This is a genomic window from Collinsella sp. An271, assembly GCF_002159695.1.
In the GTDB taxonomy this organism is placed as follows: domain Bacteria; phylum Actinomycetota; class Coriobacteriia; order Coriobacteriales; family Coriobacteriaceae; genus Collinsella; species Collinsella ihumii.
Genome location: NZ_NFJE01000013.1, coordinates 46,432 through 61,344, shown reverse-complemented (window position 1 = coordinate 61,344; position 14,913 = coordinate 46,432). Strand labels below are relative to the sequence as shown.

Annotated in this window: 11 protein-coding genes, 1 tRNA gene and 1 rRNA gene; 1 reads left to right on the top strand and 12 read right to left on the bottom strand. The window is 65.7% G+C overall.

All coding sequences use genetic code 11. The features are described 5' to 3' along the window. From B5F74_RS10645 to recJ, 12 genes are all read right to left on the bottom strand, one after another. A 16S ribosomal RNA gene (locus B5F74_RS10645) occupies positions 1-557 on the bottom strand; the annotation flags it as partial. A 673-nt stretch (positions 558-1,230) separates the two neighbouring features. Then, positions 1,231-1,590, bottom strand: a complete 360-nt coding sequence (rplT, locus tag B5F74_RS10640; protein WP_066833112.1) for a 50S ribosomal protein L20 — start codon at positions 1,588-1,590, stop codon at positions 1,231-1,233. Positions 1,591-1,639: 49 nt separating this feature from the next. Further along, complete coding sequence (rpmI, locus tag B5F74_RS10635) at positions 1,640-1,837, bottom strand: 50S ribosomal protein L35 (protein WP_066833114.1); 198 nt, start codon at positions 1,835-1,837, stop codon at positions 1,640-1,642. A gap of 27 nt (positions 1,838-1,864) precedes the next feature. Then, a complete protein-coding gene (infC, locus tag B5F74_RS10630) occupies positions 1,865-2,473 on the bottom strand; it encodes a translation initiation factor IF-3 (RefSeq protein WP_066833116.1) in 609 nt (202 codons plus the stop codon). Between the two features lie 237 nt (positions 2,474-2,710). Then, the gene (locus B5F74_RS10625) at positions 2,711-3,052 is read right to left on the bottom strand and encodes an ArsC/Spx/MgsR family protein (protein ID WP_087202329.1); all 342 of its coding nucleotides are present in this window, start codon (positions 3,050-3,052) and stop codon (positions 2,711-2,713) included. Positions 3,053-3,464: 412 nt separating this feature from the next. Further along, positions 3,465-3,548 (bottom strand) — tRNA-Leu (locus tag B5F74_RS10620). Between the two features lie 36 nt (positions 3,549-3,584). Continuing rightward, on the bottom strand, positions 3,585-5,009 hold the full coding sequence (locus B5F74_RS10615; protein WP_087202327.1) for a transglutaminase-like domain-containing protein: 1,425 nt from the start codon (positions 5,007-5,009) through the stop codon (positions 3,585-3,587). Between the two features lie 169 nt (positions 5,010-5,178). Beyond that, complete coding sequence (gene fba, locus B5F74_RS10610) at positions 5,179-6,045, bottom strand: class II fructose-1,6-bisphosphate aldolase (RefSeq protein ID WP_066833210.1); 867 nt, start codon at positions 6,043-6,045, stop codon at positions 5,179-5,181. Positions 6,046-6,169: 124 nt separating this feature from the next. Continuing rightward, positions 6,170-6,850, bottom strand: a complete 681-nt coding sequence (locus tag B5F74_RS10605; RefSeq protein WP_066833213.1) for a hypothetical protein — start codon at positions 6,848-6,850, stop codon at positions 6,170-6,172. Positions 6,851-7,109: 259 nt separating this feature from the next. Beyond that, complete coding sequence (locus B5F74_RS10600) at positions 7,110-7,817, bottom strand: MBL fold metallo-hydrolase (RefSeq protein WP_087202325.1); 708 nt, start codon at positions 7,815-7,817, stop codon at positions 7,110-7,112. Positions 7,818-7,850: 33 nt separating this feature from the next. Continuing rightward, on the bottom strand, positions 7,851-10,238 hold the full coding sequence (locus B5F74_RS10595) for a bifunctional (p)ppGpp synthetase/guanosine-3',5'-bis(diphosphate) 3'-pyrophosphohydrolase (RefSeq protein ID WP_079989226.1): 2,388 nt from the start codon (positions 10,236-10,238) through the stop codon (positions 7,851-7,853). A gap of 13 nt (positions 10,239-10,251) precedes the next feature. Beyond that, positions 10,252-13,563, bottom strand: coding sequence for a single-stranded-DNA-specific exonuclease RecJ (gene recJ / locus B5F74_RS10590; protein ID WP_087202323.1), 3,312 nt, complete (start codon positions 13,561-13,563; stop codon positions 10,252-10,254). A 332-nt stretch (positions 13,564-13,895) separates the two neighbouring features. Here recJ and B5F74_RS10585 point away from each other — a divergent pair, with 332 nt between their 5' ends. Beyond that, positions 13,896-14,906 carry a bile acid:sodium symporter family protein gene (locus tag B5F74_RS10585; protein WP_087202320.1) on the top strand — a complete coding sequence of 337 codons (1,011 nt, stop codon included), beginning with the start codon at positions 13,896-13,898 and terminating at the stop codon, positions 14,904-14,906. Positions 14,907-14,913 lie beyond the last annotated feature (7 nt).

The window sequence follows — 14,913 nt, the reverse complement described above, 5'->3', positions numbered from 1 at the left end:
CGCCTACGCGCGCTTTACGCCCAATGAATCCGGATAACGCTCGCCCCCTACGTATTACCGCGGCTGCTGGCACGTAGTTAGCCGGGGCTTCTTCTGCAGGTACAGTCTCGTCTCGTCCCTGCTGAAAGCGGTTTACGACCCGAAGGCCTCCATCCCGCACGCGGCGTCGCTGCGTCAGGGTTGCCCCCATTGCGCAAGATTCCCCACTGCTGCCTCCCGTAGGAGTCTGGGCCGTGTCTCAGTCCCAATCTGGCCGGTCGGTCTCTCAACCCGGCTACCCGTTGTCGGCACGGTGGGCCGTCACCCCGCCGTCTACCTGATGGGCCGCGGAGCCATCCCCCTCCACCGGAGTTTTGCCCGCGCCGGGATGCCCTGGCGCGGGGTCATCGGGTGTTACCCGCCGTTTCCGGCGGCTATCCCCGGGAGGGGGGCGGGTTCTCCACGTGTTACTCAGCCGTTCGCCACTCGCTTCCTTCCGGAGAAGGGTGCCGTTCGACTTGCATGTGTTAGGCGCGCCGCCAGCGTTCATCCTGAGCCAGGATCGAACTCTCCGTCCAATTCAAAGGCCCGCTTGTGCGCGGGCCGATCAGGCCGGGGTGCCCGTCCGGCCGGCATGACGCCGATCGGATCCATCTCGTATGCGTTCGCATCTTCTGGAGTTAAAAGGAACTTCGCGGGGCCTGGCGTCAAGCCAGACCTCACTCGTCACTTGGTTCTTCTGGTACACGATCGCACCGGGATCGGTGCTCGTCTTCCCTAAAGTTCCTCGCAGTATCCGGTTCTCAAGGTGCCCGCCTGCGCGGCCCCGCCGCGCGGCAAGGAGTTAATTTAGCCGAATCGACTTGAAGCGTCAAGGAGTAACTCCATCTCCATATCCGCTCCACAACCCCGAGGCCGCAGCATCGCCGCTTTCGCGTGCGTCGCTCGCCCGGGTCGTGCGCTTCGGCGGGTTCATATATTAGGCATTCGTCCCGAATCCGCAAGGCCCAATCCTGAAAACATCCCGGACCCGTGGGCACGGGCCACGCCCTAACCGTGTATCCCCTGCTTAAACCACCCGTTTATGCGCAGGGCCGCCCCATGTGCGGCTATGGAGGGAATGTGGAGCGGGGCCGGAAAGGAGATTCGGCCCTCCCCACAACCCCTGAGGAGCATGTCCGCGCTCATAAAAAAACGGGACCCTATCCAGGATCCCGTTCGTATGCCTAGATATATATCGCTGGCTAGAGATTAGGCCTCGAGCGCCTTCTTGGCGATGGCGGCGAGCTCGTTGAAGGACTCGATGTCCTCGTAGGCCATCTGAGCCAGAACCTTGCGGTCGAGCTCGATGCCGGCGAGCTTCAGGCCGTGCATGAACTTGGAGTAGGAAAGGTCGTTCATGCGGGCAGCGGCGTTGATGCGGGTGATCCAGAGGCTGCGGATCTCACGCTTCTTGGCGCGACGGTCACGGTACTGGTACTGCAGGGAGTGCTGGACCTGCTCTTTAGCATGCTTGTACGTACGCGAAGCGGCACCGTAGTAACCCTTCGCGCGGCTCATTACGGTACGGCGCTTCTTCTTGGCGTTCACAGCGCGCTTGACACGTGCCATATCTGATCAACTCCTAGTCGGTCTTAGTTGGTATAGAAGGAAAAACGGCTTAGCGGCCAGCGAGACGAGCGTTGACGAGCTTCTTGTCGGCAGCGTCGATCTCGGTCTCCTGACGGAAATTGCGCTTACGCTTCGTCGTCTTCTTGGTGAGGATGTGGCTCTTGAACGCCTTAGCGCGCATAAGCTTGCCCGTACCGGTGCGGCGGAAACGCTTCTTGGTGCCGCTGTGGGACTTCATCTTAGGCATGAACTTCTCCTTAATCGGTTCCTACTACTATTTCTTGGTTGCAGCCTCGTCGCCCTCGACGTTGTCGAAAGCGCCCTTGATCGGGGCGAGGAGCATAAGCATGTTACGGCCCTCAAGCTTGGGGGCGGATTCGACCGTTGCGTACGGCTTCAGGTCGGCTGCCAGGCGCTCGAGGACATTCAGGCCCTGCTCGGGATGCGCCATCTCGCGACCGCGGAACATGATCGTGATCTTGACGCGCGCGCCCTTCTTGAGGAAGCGCAGAACGTGGCCCTTCTTGGTCTCGTAGTCGCCCACGTCGATCTTGGGTCGGAACTTCATTTCCTTGACTTCGACCCTCGACTGGTTCTTACGAGCCTGCTTAGCCTTCATGGCCTGCTGGTACTTGTACTTGCCATAATCCATGACCCTGCACACCGGGGGCTCCGCGTTGGGCGCGATCTCCACCAGGTCAAGACCCTGTTCGTCGGCAACGCGCTGAGCGTCGCGGATGCCGAAAAGGCCCAGCTGCGAACCATCGACGCCGATCAGACGGCACGTGGTCGCGGTGATCTCCCCATTGATGCGGGTGGCATCAGACTTAGCTATTGTCCCAACCTCCTTCGTTGCTGACACATGAAAATACCCGGTTGCCATGCAGACGGCAGCCGGGTACACCAAACGAAGAACGGGCAGCAATATTGCCCAAGTCTTATGTTGTGCGACCAGACAGCAGCCATGCAGGCGCCGAAAGGTGGGGGCGATTGCCCCGCTTTCGAAAATGCACTGGAATCAGTGCGTTGGTTATACTAACACAACATGCATCGCTCGGCCGCGCTTCACGCTTTCACCACGAGTGGGAACCCCGGGAGCCCGAACGATGTCGTGCATCCCCTACTCCCAGCCCTTCCATATATCAGGTTGGTACCCGACCGTCGCCTTGCGGCCGTTGCGCACGATGGGCTCGCGCAGCACCTGCTGGTTCTCGAGGAGCTTGTCGAACTTTTGGCTTTCAGCGAGGTAGGTGATGAGCGAGACGGTGTCTTGGTCTTTGGCCTTGGGGTCGATCACCTCATCGAGACCGCCGACCGCCTGGACGACGCTTTGCAGCTCGCCCTTGCTCATCTCCTTTTCCTTCAGGTCGATGAACTGGAACTTGATGCGACGCTCCTTGAAGTAGCGCTGGGCCTTCTTGGTGTCGAAGCTCTTCTTGGTTCCAAAGATCTGGATGTTCATGGGTCGCGTGCCTTTCGTCGCAGGGAGCCTCCATCATACCGGAAGGCGCGCGCCTGCGGCGCCCGCCGGGGGCTTCGGGCTGCGCCCTCGCCCCGCTCGCTGGCAAACGCTCGCGCGTTTGCTCAGCCTCGCGCGCTCCCGCTCGTTCGAGCCCGCCGCGCAGCCGGCCCGCGTACAGAAAGGGCCCCGTATCTGGGGCCCTGTTCGTCTCATATGGGTGCCCGAGGCGAGACTCGAAGGCGCGCGCCTGCGGCGCCCGCCGGGGGCTTCGGGCTGCGCCCTCGCCCCGCTCGCTGGCAAACGCTCGCGCGTTTGCTCAGCCTCGCGCGCTCCCGCTCGTTCGAGCTCGCCGTGCAGCCGGCCCGCGTACAGAAAGGGCCCCGTATCTGGGGCCCTGTTCGTCTCATATGGGTGCCCGAGGCGAGACTCGAACTCGCACGATGTCGCCATCGGTGGATTTTGAGTCCACTGCGTCTGCCAATTCCGCCACTCGGGCACAGCACGCGGACTAGTGTAGCATACGCGGAGACGGTTATGCCTCGCGCATTTCAATCAGCTCGATGCCGCGGCGCATCTCGTTCTCGTCGCATCCGCGCCCATCGACGCTCGCTTCGCCCATCTGGTTGTCGAAGGGATCCCAGCGGACGCCGTCGCACGCCGGCTCGAGCTCCGCCTGGAACTGCGTGTTCGCCACCATGCGCCACGGATCGAGGTTGCCGAAGTAATGCAGGCGCCTGGCCTCGTCGCCCTCTCGACGCGCCGAGGACCCGAACGAGCAGTCGGCCCACAGCCAGCCGTACTCTTCGGTATAAAACATCGCCCAGTCATGCGGGCCCACATGGTCGGGCGCAACGTACAGGCCCGACTGCCAACGCGCGGGGATGCCGGCGATGCGGCACATCGTGATGAACGTGAGCGCCATCACGCCGCAATCGCCGCGCAGGGATTTCGCGCAGGTGTCGGCGATGCAATCGAGCTGGGCGTACGAGGGCTGGTAGCGGTAGTCGACGTTCTTGGTGATGTAATCGTAGACGGCGCGCGCCCGGTCGATGGGCCGCTCGATGCCTGCGACCACACGCTGGGTCAGCGTGACGAGATAGGGCGTGAACACGATATGGGGAGCGAGCTCGCACAGATCGGCATCGGTCACGGTGTCGTCCGGCACCACATGCTTCTCCGGCGCGGGCGCCAACGTGTCCACATACGGCGCGCGGATATGGTAGGCGTACGTCGCCTCGAAGTCGTGATGCTCGCGCGAACCCCAAAACGCCGTGCGGGAGGGCGCTCCCTCCTTCCCCACCAGCACGCCGGGGGTCCAATCGGTCACCTCGATGTCGGACTGCTGGGGGCATGCGGTGGGAACCGGCAGCCAAGCCCGCAGCATCTCGCCCAGTTGAGCGCCCGGAACGGAGATCGACGCCTTGAGCGTGATGACGCGCTCGGCGCCCCCGTGCTCATGCATGTCCTCGAGCATGGCGGAGCGGGCGGCGGTATCCACGGGATCCGCCGGCTTGAGGCCAGGGACCTCCTTGGGATAGACGCGCAGCGAGTCGATGAAGTTCTCGAGGAAGCGCTGCTCCCCATCGATATAGCGCCAATCGATGCGCCTGCACGCGATCAGGCCGTCAAGCTGGCCCTCGTCGAACTCAGGCCACTCCCTGCGGATCGCCTCGAGCGCCGCGGCACGGGTCACGCAGAACTGCTGCGCAAGGCGTCCCATGCGATGCCGTTCGACGCGAAGGCAGGCCGCCATCTCCGGTGTCGGATCCTGCGCGAGCAACGCGTCGCAGGCCTCGATCGCCTGGGTGAGATGGCCCGCCGCCTTGAGCCGCTCGACCTCGGGCGGAAGCCCTATCACCAGATACGGATAATCCGCGTTGGAAACCTCATCCGTGCAGCCCACGGGCCCCGACGTCACGAGCTTCCCCTCTTCTGGCCATACCGTTTGAACAGCCATGTTCTCCCCCTTATGCATGTGCGCCCCCGGCGCACGTATTCCTGACCGCCCCATTGTACGCAACGGATCTGAGCAAAATCGACCCCACCCCAAAAAGCGCCAAGAGACGAGAAAGGCCCGTCGGAAAATCCCGACGGGCCCAGATGCGAGCTCAACGAACAGGCGGAATCTACGCCTTGTTGACGGAACCGAACTCCTCCATGAGCTCCTTGGTGCGTGCGACGATCGCGTCGCGACCGGGCTTGAGGAGCTTGCGGGGGTCGTAGCCCTTGCCCTGCTGGTCCTTGCCGGCCTCGATGTACTCGCGCGTAGCGGCGGCAAAGACGAGCTGCAGGTCGGTGTTGACGTTGATCTTGGAAACGCCCATGGAGATGGCCTTCTGGATCTGGTCGACGGGGATGCCGGTGCCGCCGTGAAGGACGAGCGGCAGGTCGCCGACCTTCTCCTTGATCTCGGCCAGACGGTCGAAGGACAGGCCCGCCCAGTCGGCAGGATAGACGCCGTGGATGTTGCCGATGCCGCAGGCGAGGAAGTCGACGCCCAGGTCGGCGATCTGCTTGCACTCGTCAGGATCGGCGAGCTCGCCGTTGGAGGCCACGCCGTCCTCGACGCCGCCGATGCCGCCGACCTCGGCCTCGATGGAAATGCCCTTGGAGTGGGCGAGCTCGACGAGCTCCTTGGTGCGGTCGAGGTTGATCTGGAAGGTCTCCTCATGGGAGCCGTCGTACATGATGGAGGTGAAGCCCGCCTCGATGCACTTGAAGCAGTCCTCATAGGAACCGTGATCGAGGTGCAGGGCGACCGGGACGGTGATGCCCAGGGCCTCGACGGCGGCCTTGACCATGTCGGCGCAGACCTTGTAGCCGCCCATCCACTTGGCGGCGCCGCCGGTGCACTGCATGATCAGCGGGGACTTGGCCTCCTCGGCGGCGGCCAGGATGGAAAGCGTCCACTCCAGGTTGTTGGTGTTGAAGGCGCCGAGCGCGTAGTGGCCGGCCTCGGCCTTCTTGAGCATGTCTGCTGCATTGACGAGCATGTAAAACCTCCCTGTAGGTTTGCTCTGGTACTCCGATTGATTTTACCACTGTCCAAACTGGCCAGATATCGCAATTGAAGAACCTAGGACCGGATAACACCTACCATGTTGCGACCCGCCCCCGTCAAGCGGCGACCTCTTTGGCCCGCATGCTCTCGTGGTACCTGCCCTCCACACCGATCACGTCGCGCACGAGCCGCATGTAGAAGCCGGCGAACTCCGCTTCGGGCTTGCGCAGGTAGTCCTCCGGATGCATCTCCCCCGGACCGTCGGACTGGTACGCCGACGGGCTCGAGCGGTCGTAGAGGTACACCTGCCCGACCGCCTGCCACGCACCGTCCACGCATGCGATCCGCACGCCGATCGACCCGTCGACCCAATGCTCCACCTCGCAGATATGGGGGTCGTACACGTCGTAGCGCCTGTCGGTCCGCACGTCCACAAGGACTACCATGCCCGTCTCGCGGTCCTTGTCCTTGATGGCGAAGCGCGAGAACAGCTGTGTCTCGTCGATCTGGCGCAGCACGTCGGCAGCGCCCGCGGGCGCGTCCGAGGGAGGCTCGTCGGCGAGCATCTGCAGCGGCGTCCTCCCCCGGCGCAGCGGACGCTCGAACAGGACCCATTCGGTGAAGCACATGTTGAGGTAGACGACGTCGCCCTCCGTCAGGCAATCCTGATAGCAGACGGCCGGATCGACGAACTCCATGAACTCCTCGTTGGCCTCGTTCAGAAACGTCCATTTCCGCTTGACCCACCACTCCGCAGCAAACTGAACGGCATCTTTGACATCTTGATAATTTCCCATGATTCGTTCCTTTCGCTTTGGATTAATTGGGTATCCAAAGCTTACGTGCCTGACGATGGAACGAACCGAGACTGGGATAATTAGGGATGTGGACGCTGACGCATCTCGCATGCATCCTTGCGTGCATCCGGCCCGCATCCGACAAGGACCCTACAAGCGCGGGTCAGACGATGAGGCCCGGCATCTCGCAACCGAGATGCCGGGCCCCGCCTCATGGAACCTATCGAATCTGCACGCAGGCACAAAATGCCGGCGGCGGTCAGTAGCCCATGCTGAGGGCGCGCCGGACGAAGACGTTGTTCTCGAGCTCGGCGGACACGGTCGTGTTGTCGTTATGGCCGACCAGGCAGAGCGTGTCGGGCGGCAGCAGGCGGAACATGTGCGCCAGCGAGTGCATGATGGTGGTCTCGTCGCCGCCGGGAAGGTCGGTGCGCCCGTGGCTGCCCGAGAACAGCGTGTCGCCGCAGAAGGCCACGTTGCCGGTCTCGGTCGCGGCGAACAGCACGATGCCGCCGGGCGTGTGCCCCGGGGTGGCGATGACCTGGAGGCGCACATCGCCGAACGCGACCACGTCCCCCTCGGCGAGCAGGCGATCGGGCGCCGGGGGCTGATCGGTCGCGATCCCCCACATCTCGCGCAGGGAGGCGGGATGCGTGGCCGCCGTCTCGACATCGTCCGCCGAGATCATGAAGGGGATCTTCTCGCCCAGGACCCGACGCAGTCCCGCCAAGCCCCCGGTATGGTCGGCATGGCCGTGCGTGCAGACGAACGCCACCGGGCGCACGTCGGGATGGCGCGCCGTGAAACGGCGCGCGAGCTCCTCGCCCTCCCACGCGGGATCGATGATCACCGCCTCGTCACCGGAGATGACGAAGTACGTATTGGTCTGGATGGGACCGTTCACGACGCGCTCGACGGCAAGCGAGCCGTGCGGCGCCATATCGAGCTCGAACGGCGTGGTATCCATGGAAATCCTTTCTGATGGGACGACGCGGCGGCGCTACCCGCGGCGGCGCATGGTGATGTTGCCCTCGCCCGGCATGAGGCGGCGCACATCGTAGACGCTCTCGACGGCGGAGATGGCGGAGAACAGCGGCTCCAGTCCGCTCGCGTCGGAGATCTCGACGAGGAAGCGCAGCGTCGCGATGCCCTCGCGGTCGGTGGCGGTCGCCGCCGACAGGATGTTGCCGCCCGAATCTCCGATGGCGATCGTCACGTCCTTGAGCAGCCCCATGCGGTCGAGGCACTCGACCACGATCTCGACCTGGAACAGGGCGTCGGCGTCGTTGTCCCACGCCACGTCGATCATGCGCTCGGGATGCTCCATGAGGCCCTTGACGTTCGGGCAGTTGGCACGGTGCACCGACACGCCGCGACCGCGCGTGATGAAGCCCACGATGTCGTCGCCCGCCACCGGGTTGCAGCAGTGCGCCAGGCGCACGAGCAGGTCGTCGCCGTGCTCGCCCTTGACCACGACGCCGCTTTTGGACTTGCCGGCGCGGGGCTTGCGGTTGGAGCCGCGCGGGGGCTGCTTCACGGTCTCGGCGATGGCCTCGGCCTTGCTGACGGGCGCCTCGGGCTTGGGGTCCAAGATCTGCTCGACCTTGTTGCCCACCATGCGCACGGCGAGCTTGCCCGCGCCGATGGCGGCGAATATGTCCTCGGGGCGCTTGTAGTTGAGCTGCTCGGCGACCGTGTTGAGCGCGCGCGTCGTGCGCTGCGTGGAGATGCCGTAGCCGCGCTTCCGCAGGTCCTTCGCGAGCATGTCGCGGCCGGCCGCCGCGTCCTCGTCCTTGGTGACCGTCGCGAAGTAGCGGCGGATCTTGGACTTCGCAGACGGCGTGCGCACGATGTTGAACCAGTCGCGCGAGGGCTTGGCCGCCTTGTTCGTCATGATCTCCACGCGGTCGCCCGTCGTCAGCTTGTGCGACAGCGGCGCCACCACACCGTTAACCTTGGCGCCGACGCAGTGGTTGCCGACCTCGGTGTGGACGGCGTAGGCGAAGTCGAGCGGCGTCGACCCGGCGCGCAGGCTCATGACCTCGCCCTTGGGCGTGAACACGAAGATCTCCTGGTCGTACAGGTCGGTCTTCAGCGTGTGCAGGAACTCCTTGGGGTCCTCGATTTCGTCGGAGGCGACCCAGTCGAGCGAATGGCGCAGCTGGTTGATCTGGTCGTCGAGGCGCTGCGCCTCGGAGGTCTTGGATGCCGACGAGCCGCCCGAGCGCTTGTACAGCCAGTGCGCGGCGATGCCGTACTCGGCCTGCTCGTGCATCTCGTAGGTGCGGATCTGGATCTCGAGCGGGCGCGCGGTGGGACCGATGACCGTCGTGTGCAGCGACTGGTAGTTGTTGAGCTTGGGCATGGCGATGTAGTCCTTGAAGCGCCCGGGCATGGGATGCCACAGGGTGTGCACGGCGCCCAGAGCCGAATAGCAATCGCCCACCGAGCCGGTGATGACGCGAAGCGCGACGAGGTCGTAGATCTCGGAGAACTCCTTGCCCTTGCGCTTCATCTTCTGGTAGATGGACCAGTAGTGCTTGGAGCGGCCGTTGATCTGGTAGCCGGTGAGGCCCACGCGCTTGAGCTCGTCATCGAGCGTCTTGATGGTGTCGGCCAGGAAGCGCTCGCGCACCTCGCGGGACTCGGCCACCATGCGCGCGATGCGCTGGTAGGCCTCGGGTTCCAGATAGAAGAACGACAGGTCCTCGAGCTCCCATTTGATGGAGGAGATGCCCAGGCGGTCGGCGAGCGGCGCGTAGACGTCCATGGTCTCGCGCGCCTTGAACAGGCGGCGGTCTTCGCGCAGGGCCGCCAGCGTGCGCATGTTGTGCAGGCGGTCGGCGAGCTTGACGATCACGACGCGGATGTCGTGGCTCATGGCCAGAAACATCTTGCGCAGGTTCAGGGCCTGCTTCTCGTCCATGGTGTCGACGTCGATGTTCGTGAGCTTGGTCACGCCGTCGACGAGCTCGGAGACCGTGTCGCCGAAGATGCCGGCCACGTCGGTGAGCGACGTCTCGGTGTCCTCGACCGTGTCGTGCAGCAGCGCCGCGCACACCACGTCGCAATCCATCTTGAGCTCAGCCAGGATGATGGCGACCTCGACGGGGTGGTTGATGTACATCTCGCCGCTGCGGCGCCGCTGCTTGGCGTGCTTCTCGGCCGCAAAGCAGTACGCGCGCTCGGCCTTGGCGCAATCCGCCTCGCTCATGTACTTGCGGCAGAGCTCAGCCAGACGGTCGTAGTTGTCCGCCATGATCTCGTAGGGCAGGTCGTCCGCATGGGTGTAGTGCACAAGTGCGGAGTTGGGCTGCAGCGAGCCCCGCTGGTTGGTGTGCTCGACCGGGCGCGCGCCCGTTGCCGTCTTGTTCGCAGAGGCGTCCATAGCGAATCCCCTCTTACATGGTTCGAGGCGTGATGGGTTTGTTCACTCGGTCAAGCATATCAGATGCAGGCGCGCTCAGCGCCCAACTCCTGAACGCGGCGAACTCCATGCGGGCATGGAGCCCCTCGAGGTAGCGGATCGAGCAGGTGAGGTCGACGCGCCCGGGATGCTCGGTCATCTGGATGCGCCGCCGCTCGTCGGCACCCGTCACGCGGGCGAAGCCGAGCTCCTCGAACACCGCGAGCCCGCACGACACCATCCGCTCCTCGACGGGGCGGCGGGCATCGATGGCGAGGCACATCTGGGCGATATCCAGATCGGACGCCTGGAAGCTGTCCTCGCCGGTGCGCGAGCGGTTCGCGCGCCACATGGTCTGCAGGGCGCGGTACAGCGTCACGAGCTCCTCGCGCTCGGGCGCCGCCGAGTCGAGCAGGCGCTCGTTGATGCGCGCGTCGCGCGTGGAATAGAGCAGGTGGATGCGCGCCGGCTTGCCGTCCCTGCCCGCACGGCCGCTCATCTGATTGAACTCGATCGACCCGAACGGCATGTGGTAGAGCACCACATGGCGGATGTCGGGGAGGTTGACGCCCTCGCCGAACGCGGAGGTCGACACGATGCAGGACAGCGCGCCGCTGCGGAACGCGTCCTCCACCCGCCTGCGGTCCTCGCGCGGAAGGCCGGCGTTGTAGAACGCGATCGAGGCGGCGAGCTCGGGGACGCGGCGGCGCAGCATCCGGGCAAGCGACATGGACTGCTCGCGCGAGTTGACGTACACCACGCACTTCTCGCCGGTCGCGACGATGGACACCAGCCGGTTCTCGCGGCTCGACAGGTCGCGCTCGTCCTCGAGCTCGAGGTTCTCGCGCACCGTGTCGTCCACGATGACCCGGTCGATGGGGATGAGGCGGCGGATCTCGTCGCACACGCGGTCGTCTGCCGTCGCCGTCGCGGCGAGCACGGTGGGGCCGCCCAGGCCCTTGAGGACTTCCGGGATGTCGAGATACGCGCTGCGCTCTCCCCCGCGGGCGAGCCCCGCGTGGTGCGCCTCGTCAATCACCACGAACCCGATGCCCGCGGCCTCGGCGAAGCGGCGGCCGTTGACGACCAGGAACTCCGGCGTCGTGAGGATGACGTCCACCTCGCGGCGCGCCAGGCGCGCGAAGGCGCGGTCGCGCGCGGGACCCAAGGTCTCCCCCGTGAGCACGACGACCCTGAGCCCGAGGTCGGCCAAGGCCGAGATGAGGTGGAACGACTGGTCGGCGACGAGCGCGCGCAAGGGGTACACCAGCACGCTCGCTCTCCGGCGGGCCAGGGCCTCGCGGGCGGCGTGTACGTGGAAGATGAGCGATTTGCCGCGGCCCGTGCCCATCACGGCGAGCACGTTCTCGCCCGCCGCGAGGGCGTCGAGGGCCTCGACCTGCGCCCGATGCGGGCGCGCCGTCCCGATGAACGCATGGATGAGCGTGCGCGTGAGCTCGTCGTAGGAAAGCTGGGACAGGATGGAGCGCCGGTCGAGGGCCAAGACGGGGTCCGCCTCGCGGGGCGCCGCGTGCACGCGGCACGCCTCCTCGAGCCGCCGCTCCGTCTCCTCGCGCTCCGACGCATCGGGGCTATCGCACGAATGGCACAAGATGTCCTTCACCATGAGCTTGGGCTTGACGCGCCCCTGCCAGTGCTCGGCAACCGCCTCGAAGACCAGGTCGACCACCGAGTCGCAGCAGACGCGCTCGGCGATATCGGGCACGCGGAACATGATGGCGGGCACACTCGAGACGCCATCGGTCGCCGTGAAGCGCATGTGCTCTCCCCCGCGGCCGACCTGGGCGCGATCGCACATGGTCACGCCCGTGGCGGCGAGCAGGGGGACCTTGTTGCCCTGGCCGAACGGCTCGAGCCGGCCGATCTGCTCGATGGTGTCGATGTCGAGCTCGGACAGCGAGACCGTCGCGGCGACCTCGTGCTTGTCCTCGAAATCCTCCGCGGGAAGCCGGCCGAGCACGTCGGACAGGCGGGCGCGCAGATCGTCCAGGCGGTCCGCCTCGACGGTGACGCCCACCGCGCCCGCATGGCCGCCGAACCGGATGAGCAGGTCGGAGCACTGCTCGACGGCGTCGAACAGGTTGACCGACCCCACCGAGCGCCCGGAGCCGCGCGCGACGCCGTCCGCGATGGAGAACAGCAGGACCGGCACGTGGTAGCGGTTGGTGATGCGGCTCGCCACGATACCCTTGACGCCCTCGTGCCAGCCCTCCCCGCCCACGACGATCACGCGGCCGCCGTCATAGGTGCGCTCGACGAGCGCCATCGCCTCGTCGGTGAGCTTCGCCTCGATGTCGCGGCGCTCCTGGTTGATCTGCTCGAGCTCGGCGGCAAGGCGGCCGGCCTCGACGGCGTCGGTCGCGAGGAGCAAATCGAGCGCCAGAGTCGGGTCGGCCATGCGCCCCGCCGAGTTCAGGCGCGGGATGAGCGAGAACGACAGGGCGTCGGCCGTGATGGTCGCCAGGTCGGTGCGCGAGATCCCGGCGAGCGCCAGGTAGCCGGGGCGCGAGGTGGCGCGCATGTGGGCGATGCCGTCGGCGACGAGCGCGCGGTTCTCGGGCGTGAGCGGCATCATATCGGACACGGTGCCCAGAGCCGCGATCTCGGTATAGGAGCGCCACAGATCGGGCATGCCGCGGCGCGCGCCGAGCACCTGCACGAGCTTGAGCGCCACGCCGGCGCCGGCGAGCTCGCGGCTCGGGCTTTCGGCGGCGAGCTTGGGGTCGGCCACCGGGATGCCGCGCGGGACGAGATCAGAGGGCTCGTGGTGGTCGGTCACGGCGATGTCGATCCCAAGCGCCGTGAGCTGCTCGACCTCCTCACGGGCGGCGATGCCGTTGTCGACCGTCACGATCAGCGAGGGGCGGCACTCCTCCGCCACGCGGGTGAGCGCGGCCGACGTGAGGCCGTAGCCCTCCTCGAACCGATGCGGGATGAACGGGTGGACCGTAGCGCCCATGGTGCACAGGGCCTCGGTGAGCAGGCAGGTCGACGTGATGCCGTCGACGTCGAAATCGCCGAAGACCGCGATGGACTCGCGCTCGTCGAGTGCGCGCTCGATGCGGTCCGCGACCTCGGCCATGCCGGGGATGATGGCGGGGTCGGCCCAGTCGCGCTCAAGCGACGGGGTCAAGAACAGCCGACCCTCCTCGGGCGTGCGGATCCCGCGCGCGACCATGATGCGCGCGACGAGCGGCGCCACGCCGAGCTCATGGGAGAGCTTCTGCTCCAGGTCGGGATCGTTTTGGGCCACCGTCCAGCGGCGCGATGTCTTAAGCGATGCCATGGCGCACCGCCGATGGCTGAAGCGGCATGAACATGCCGCGCGACGAAAGCATGCTGTGCATGGGAACACGTCCTTGGAATATGGCCCGCTGCGGCAGGCCGTGCTGTTGAACGCCTTCCATTATACGCATGGCGCGGACAGCTGCGCCGTACCTCCGGTCGGCGGTGCCTTTTGGGGCGGGGTCCGGCGCCCCGGGGGCAGATGACCCCATCCCAAACAGGCCCACTGAAAAATGTTCGCTGAGACAACGCGGGAACGGCGCGTTCGCGGCAGCGGTGCGGTAGCATGACTCTCGTTGCCCTTTTTCGCTCATATGGGAAGGTCATCCGTCCATGGCAAACCGCTATCAGCAGCTGGGGTCGTTTCTCCAGAGCCACATGACGATCTGCGTGCCCACGTGCGTCGCCGTCGGCGTGCTGCTGCCGCAGATCTTCGGCCCGGTCTCGGCCGTGGGCCCCCTCATGTTCGCCATCATGACGTTCCAGGGTTCGCTCAACAACACGTTTCGCCAGCTCATGCAGGTGTTTCGCCATCCTTTGCACCTGCTGATCATCCTCGGCGTCATCATGGTCCTCATGCCGGCGCTCGCCTTTGCGTGCGCGTCGGCGCTGTTCGCCGGCAACCCGGACCTCATCACCGGCATCGTGCTGGAATACAGCGTCCCCATCGGCGTGGTCAGCTTCATGTGGGTCGGCATGTACCGCGGCAACACCTCGCTCGCGCTGGCGGCGATCCTCGTCTCGACGGTCATCTCGCCGCTCACCATCCCCGCCACGCTCTCGATCCTGCTCGGCGCCACCGTGCACATCGATGCGCTGGGCATGGTCGTGGACATGATCTTCATGATCGCCGTGCCCGCGATCGCCGGCATGGCCGTCAACGAGCTCACCCGCGGCTGGGGCCATGAGAGGCTCTCGCCCGCCATCAGCCCGGCGTGCCGCGTGCTCATGCTGCTCAACATCACGGCAAACTCCACCAAGATGAGCGCCTACGTGCTCGACATGAACCCGCAGCGCATCGAGGCCGCCGCGTTCGTGCTCACGTTCGCCACGTGCGGCTTTCTGATCGGGCTCGCCGTCGCCCGCCTGCTGCACGGCTCGCAGGACCTGCTCGTCACCATGAGCTTCGACTGCGGGCTGCGAAACATCTCCTCCGGCGCGACGCTGGCCGCGCAGTATTTCCCCGGCGAGGCGGTCTTCCCCATCATGTGCGGCACGATCTTCCAGCAGATCCTTGCAGCGGCCTTCGGGCGCGCCATCGAGCGCATCTGCAGCGAGGACACCGCCGAGCGCGATCGCAAGATCGGGCGCGCCAGGGAGCTGATGAGCGGGCGCCGGCGCTAGCGGCGCC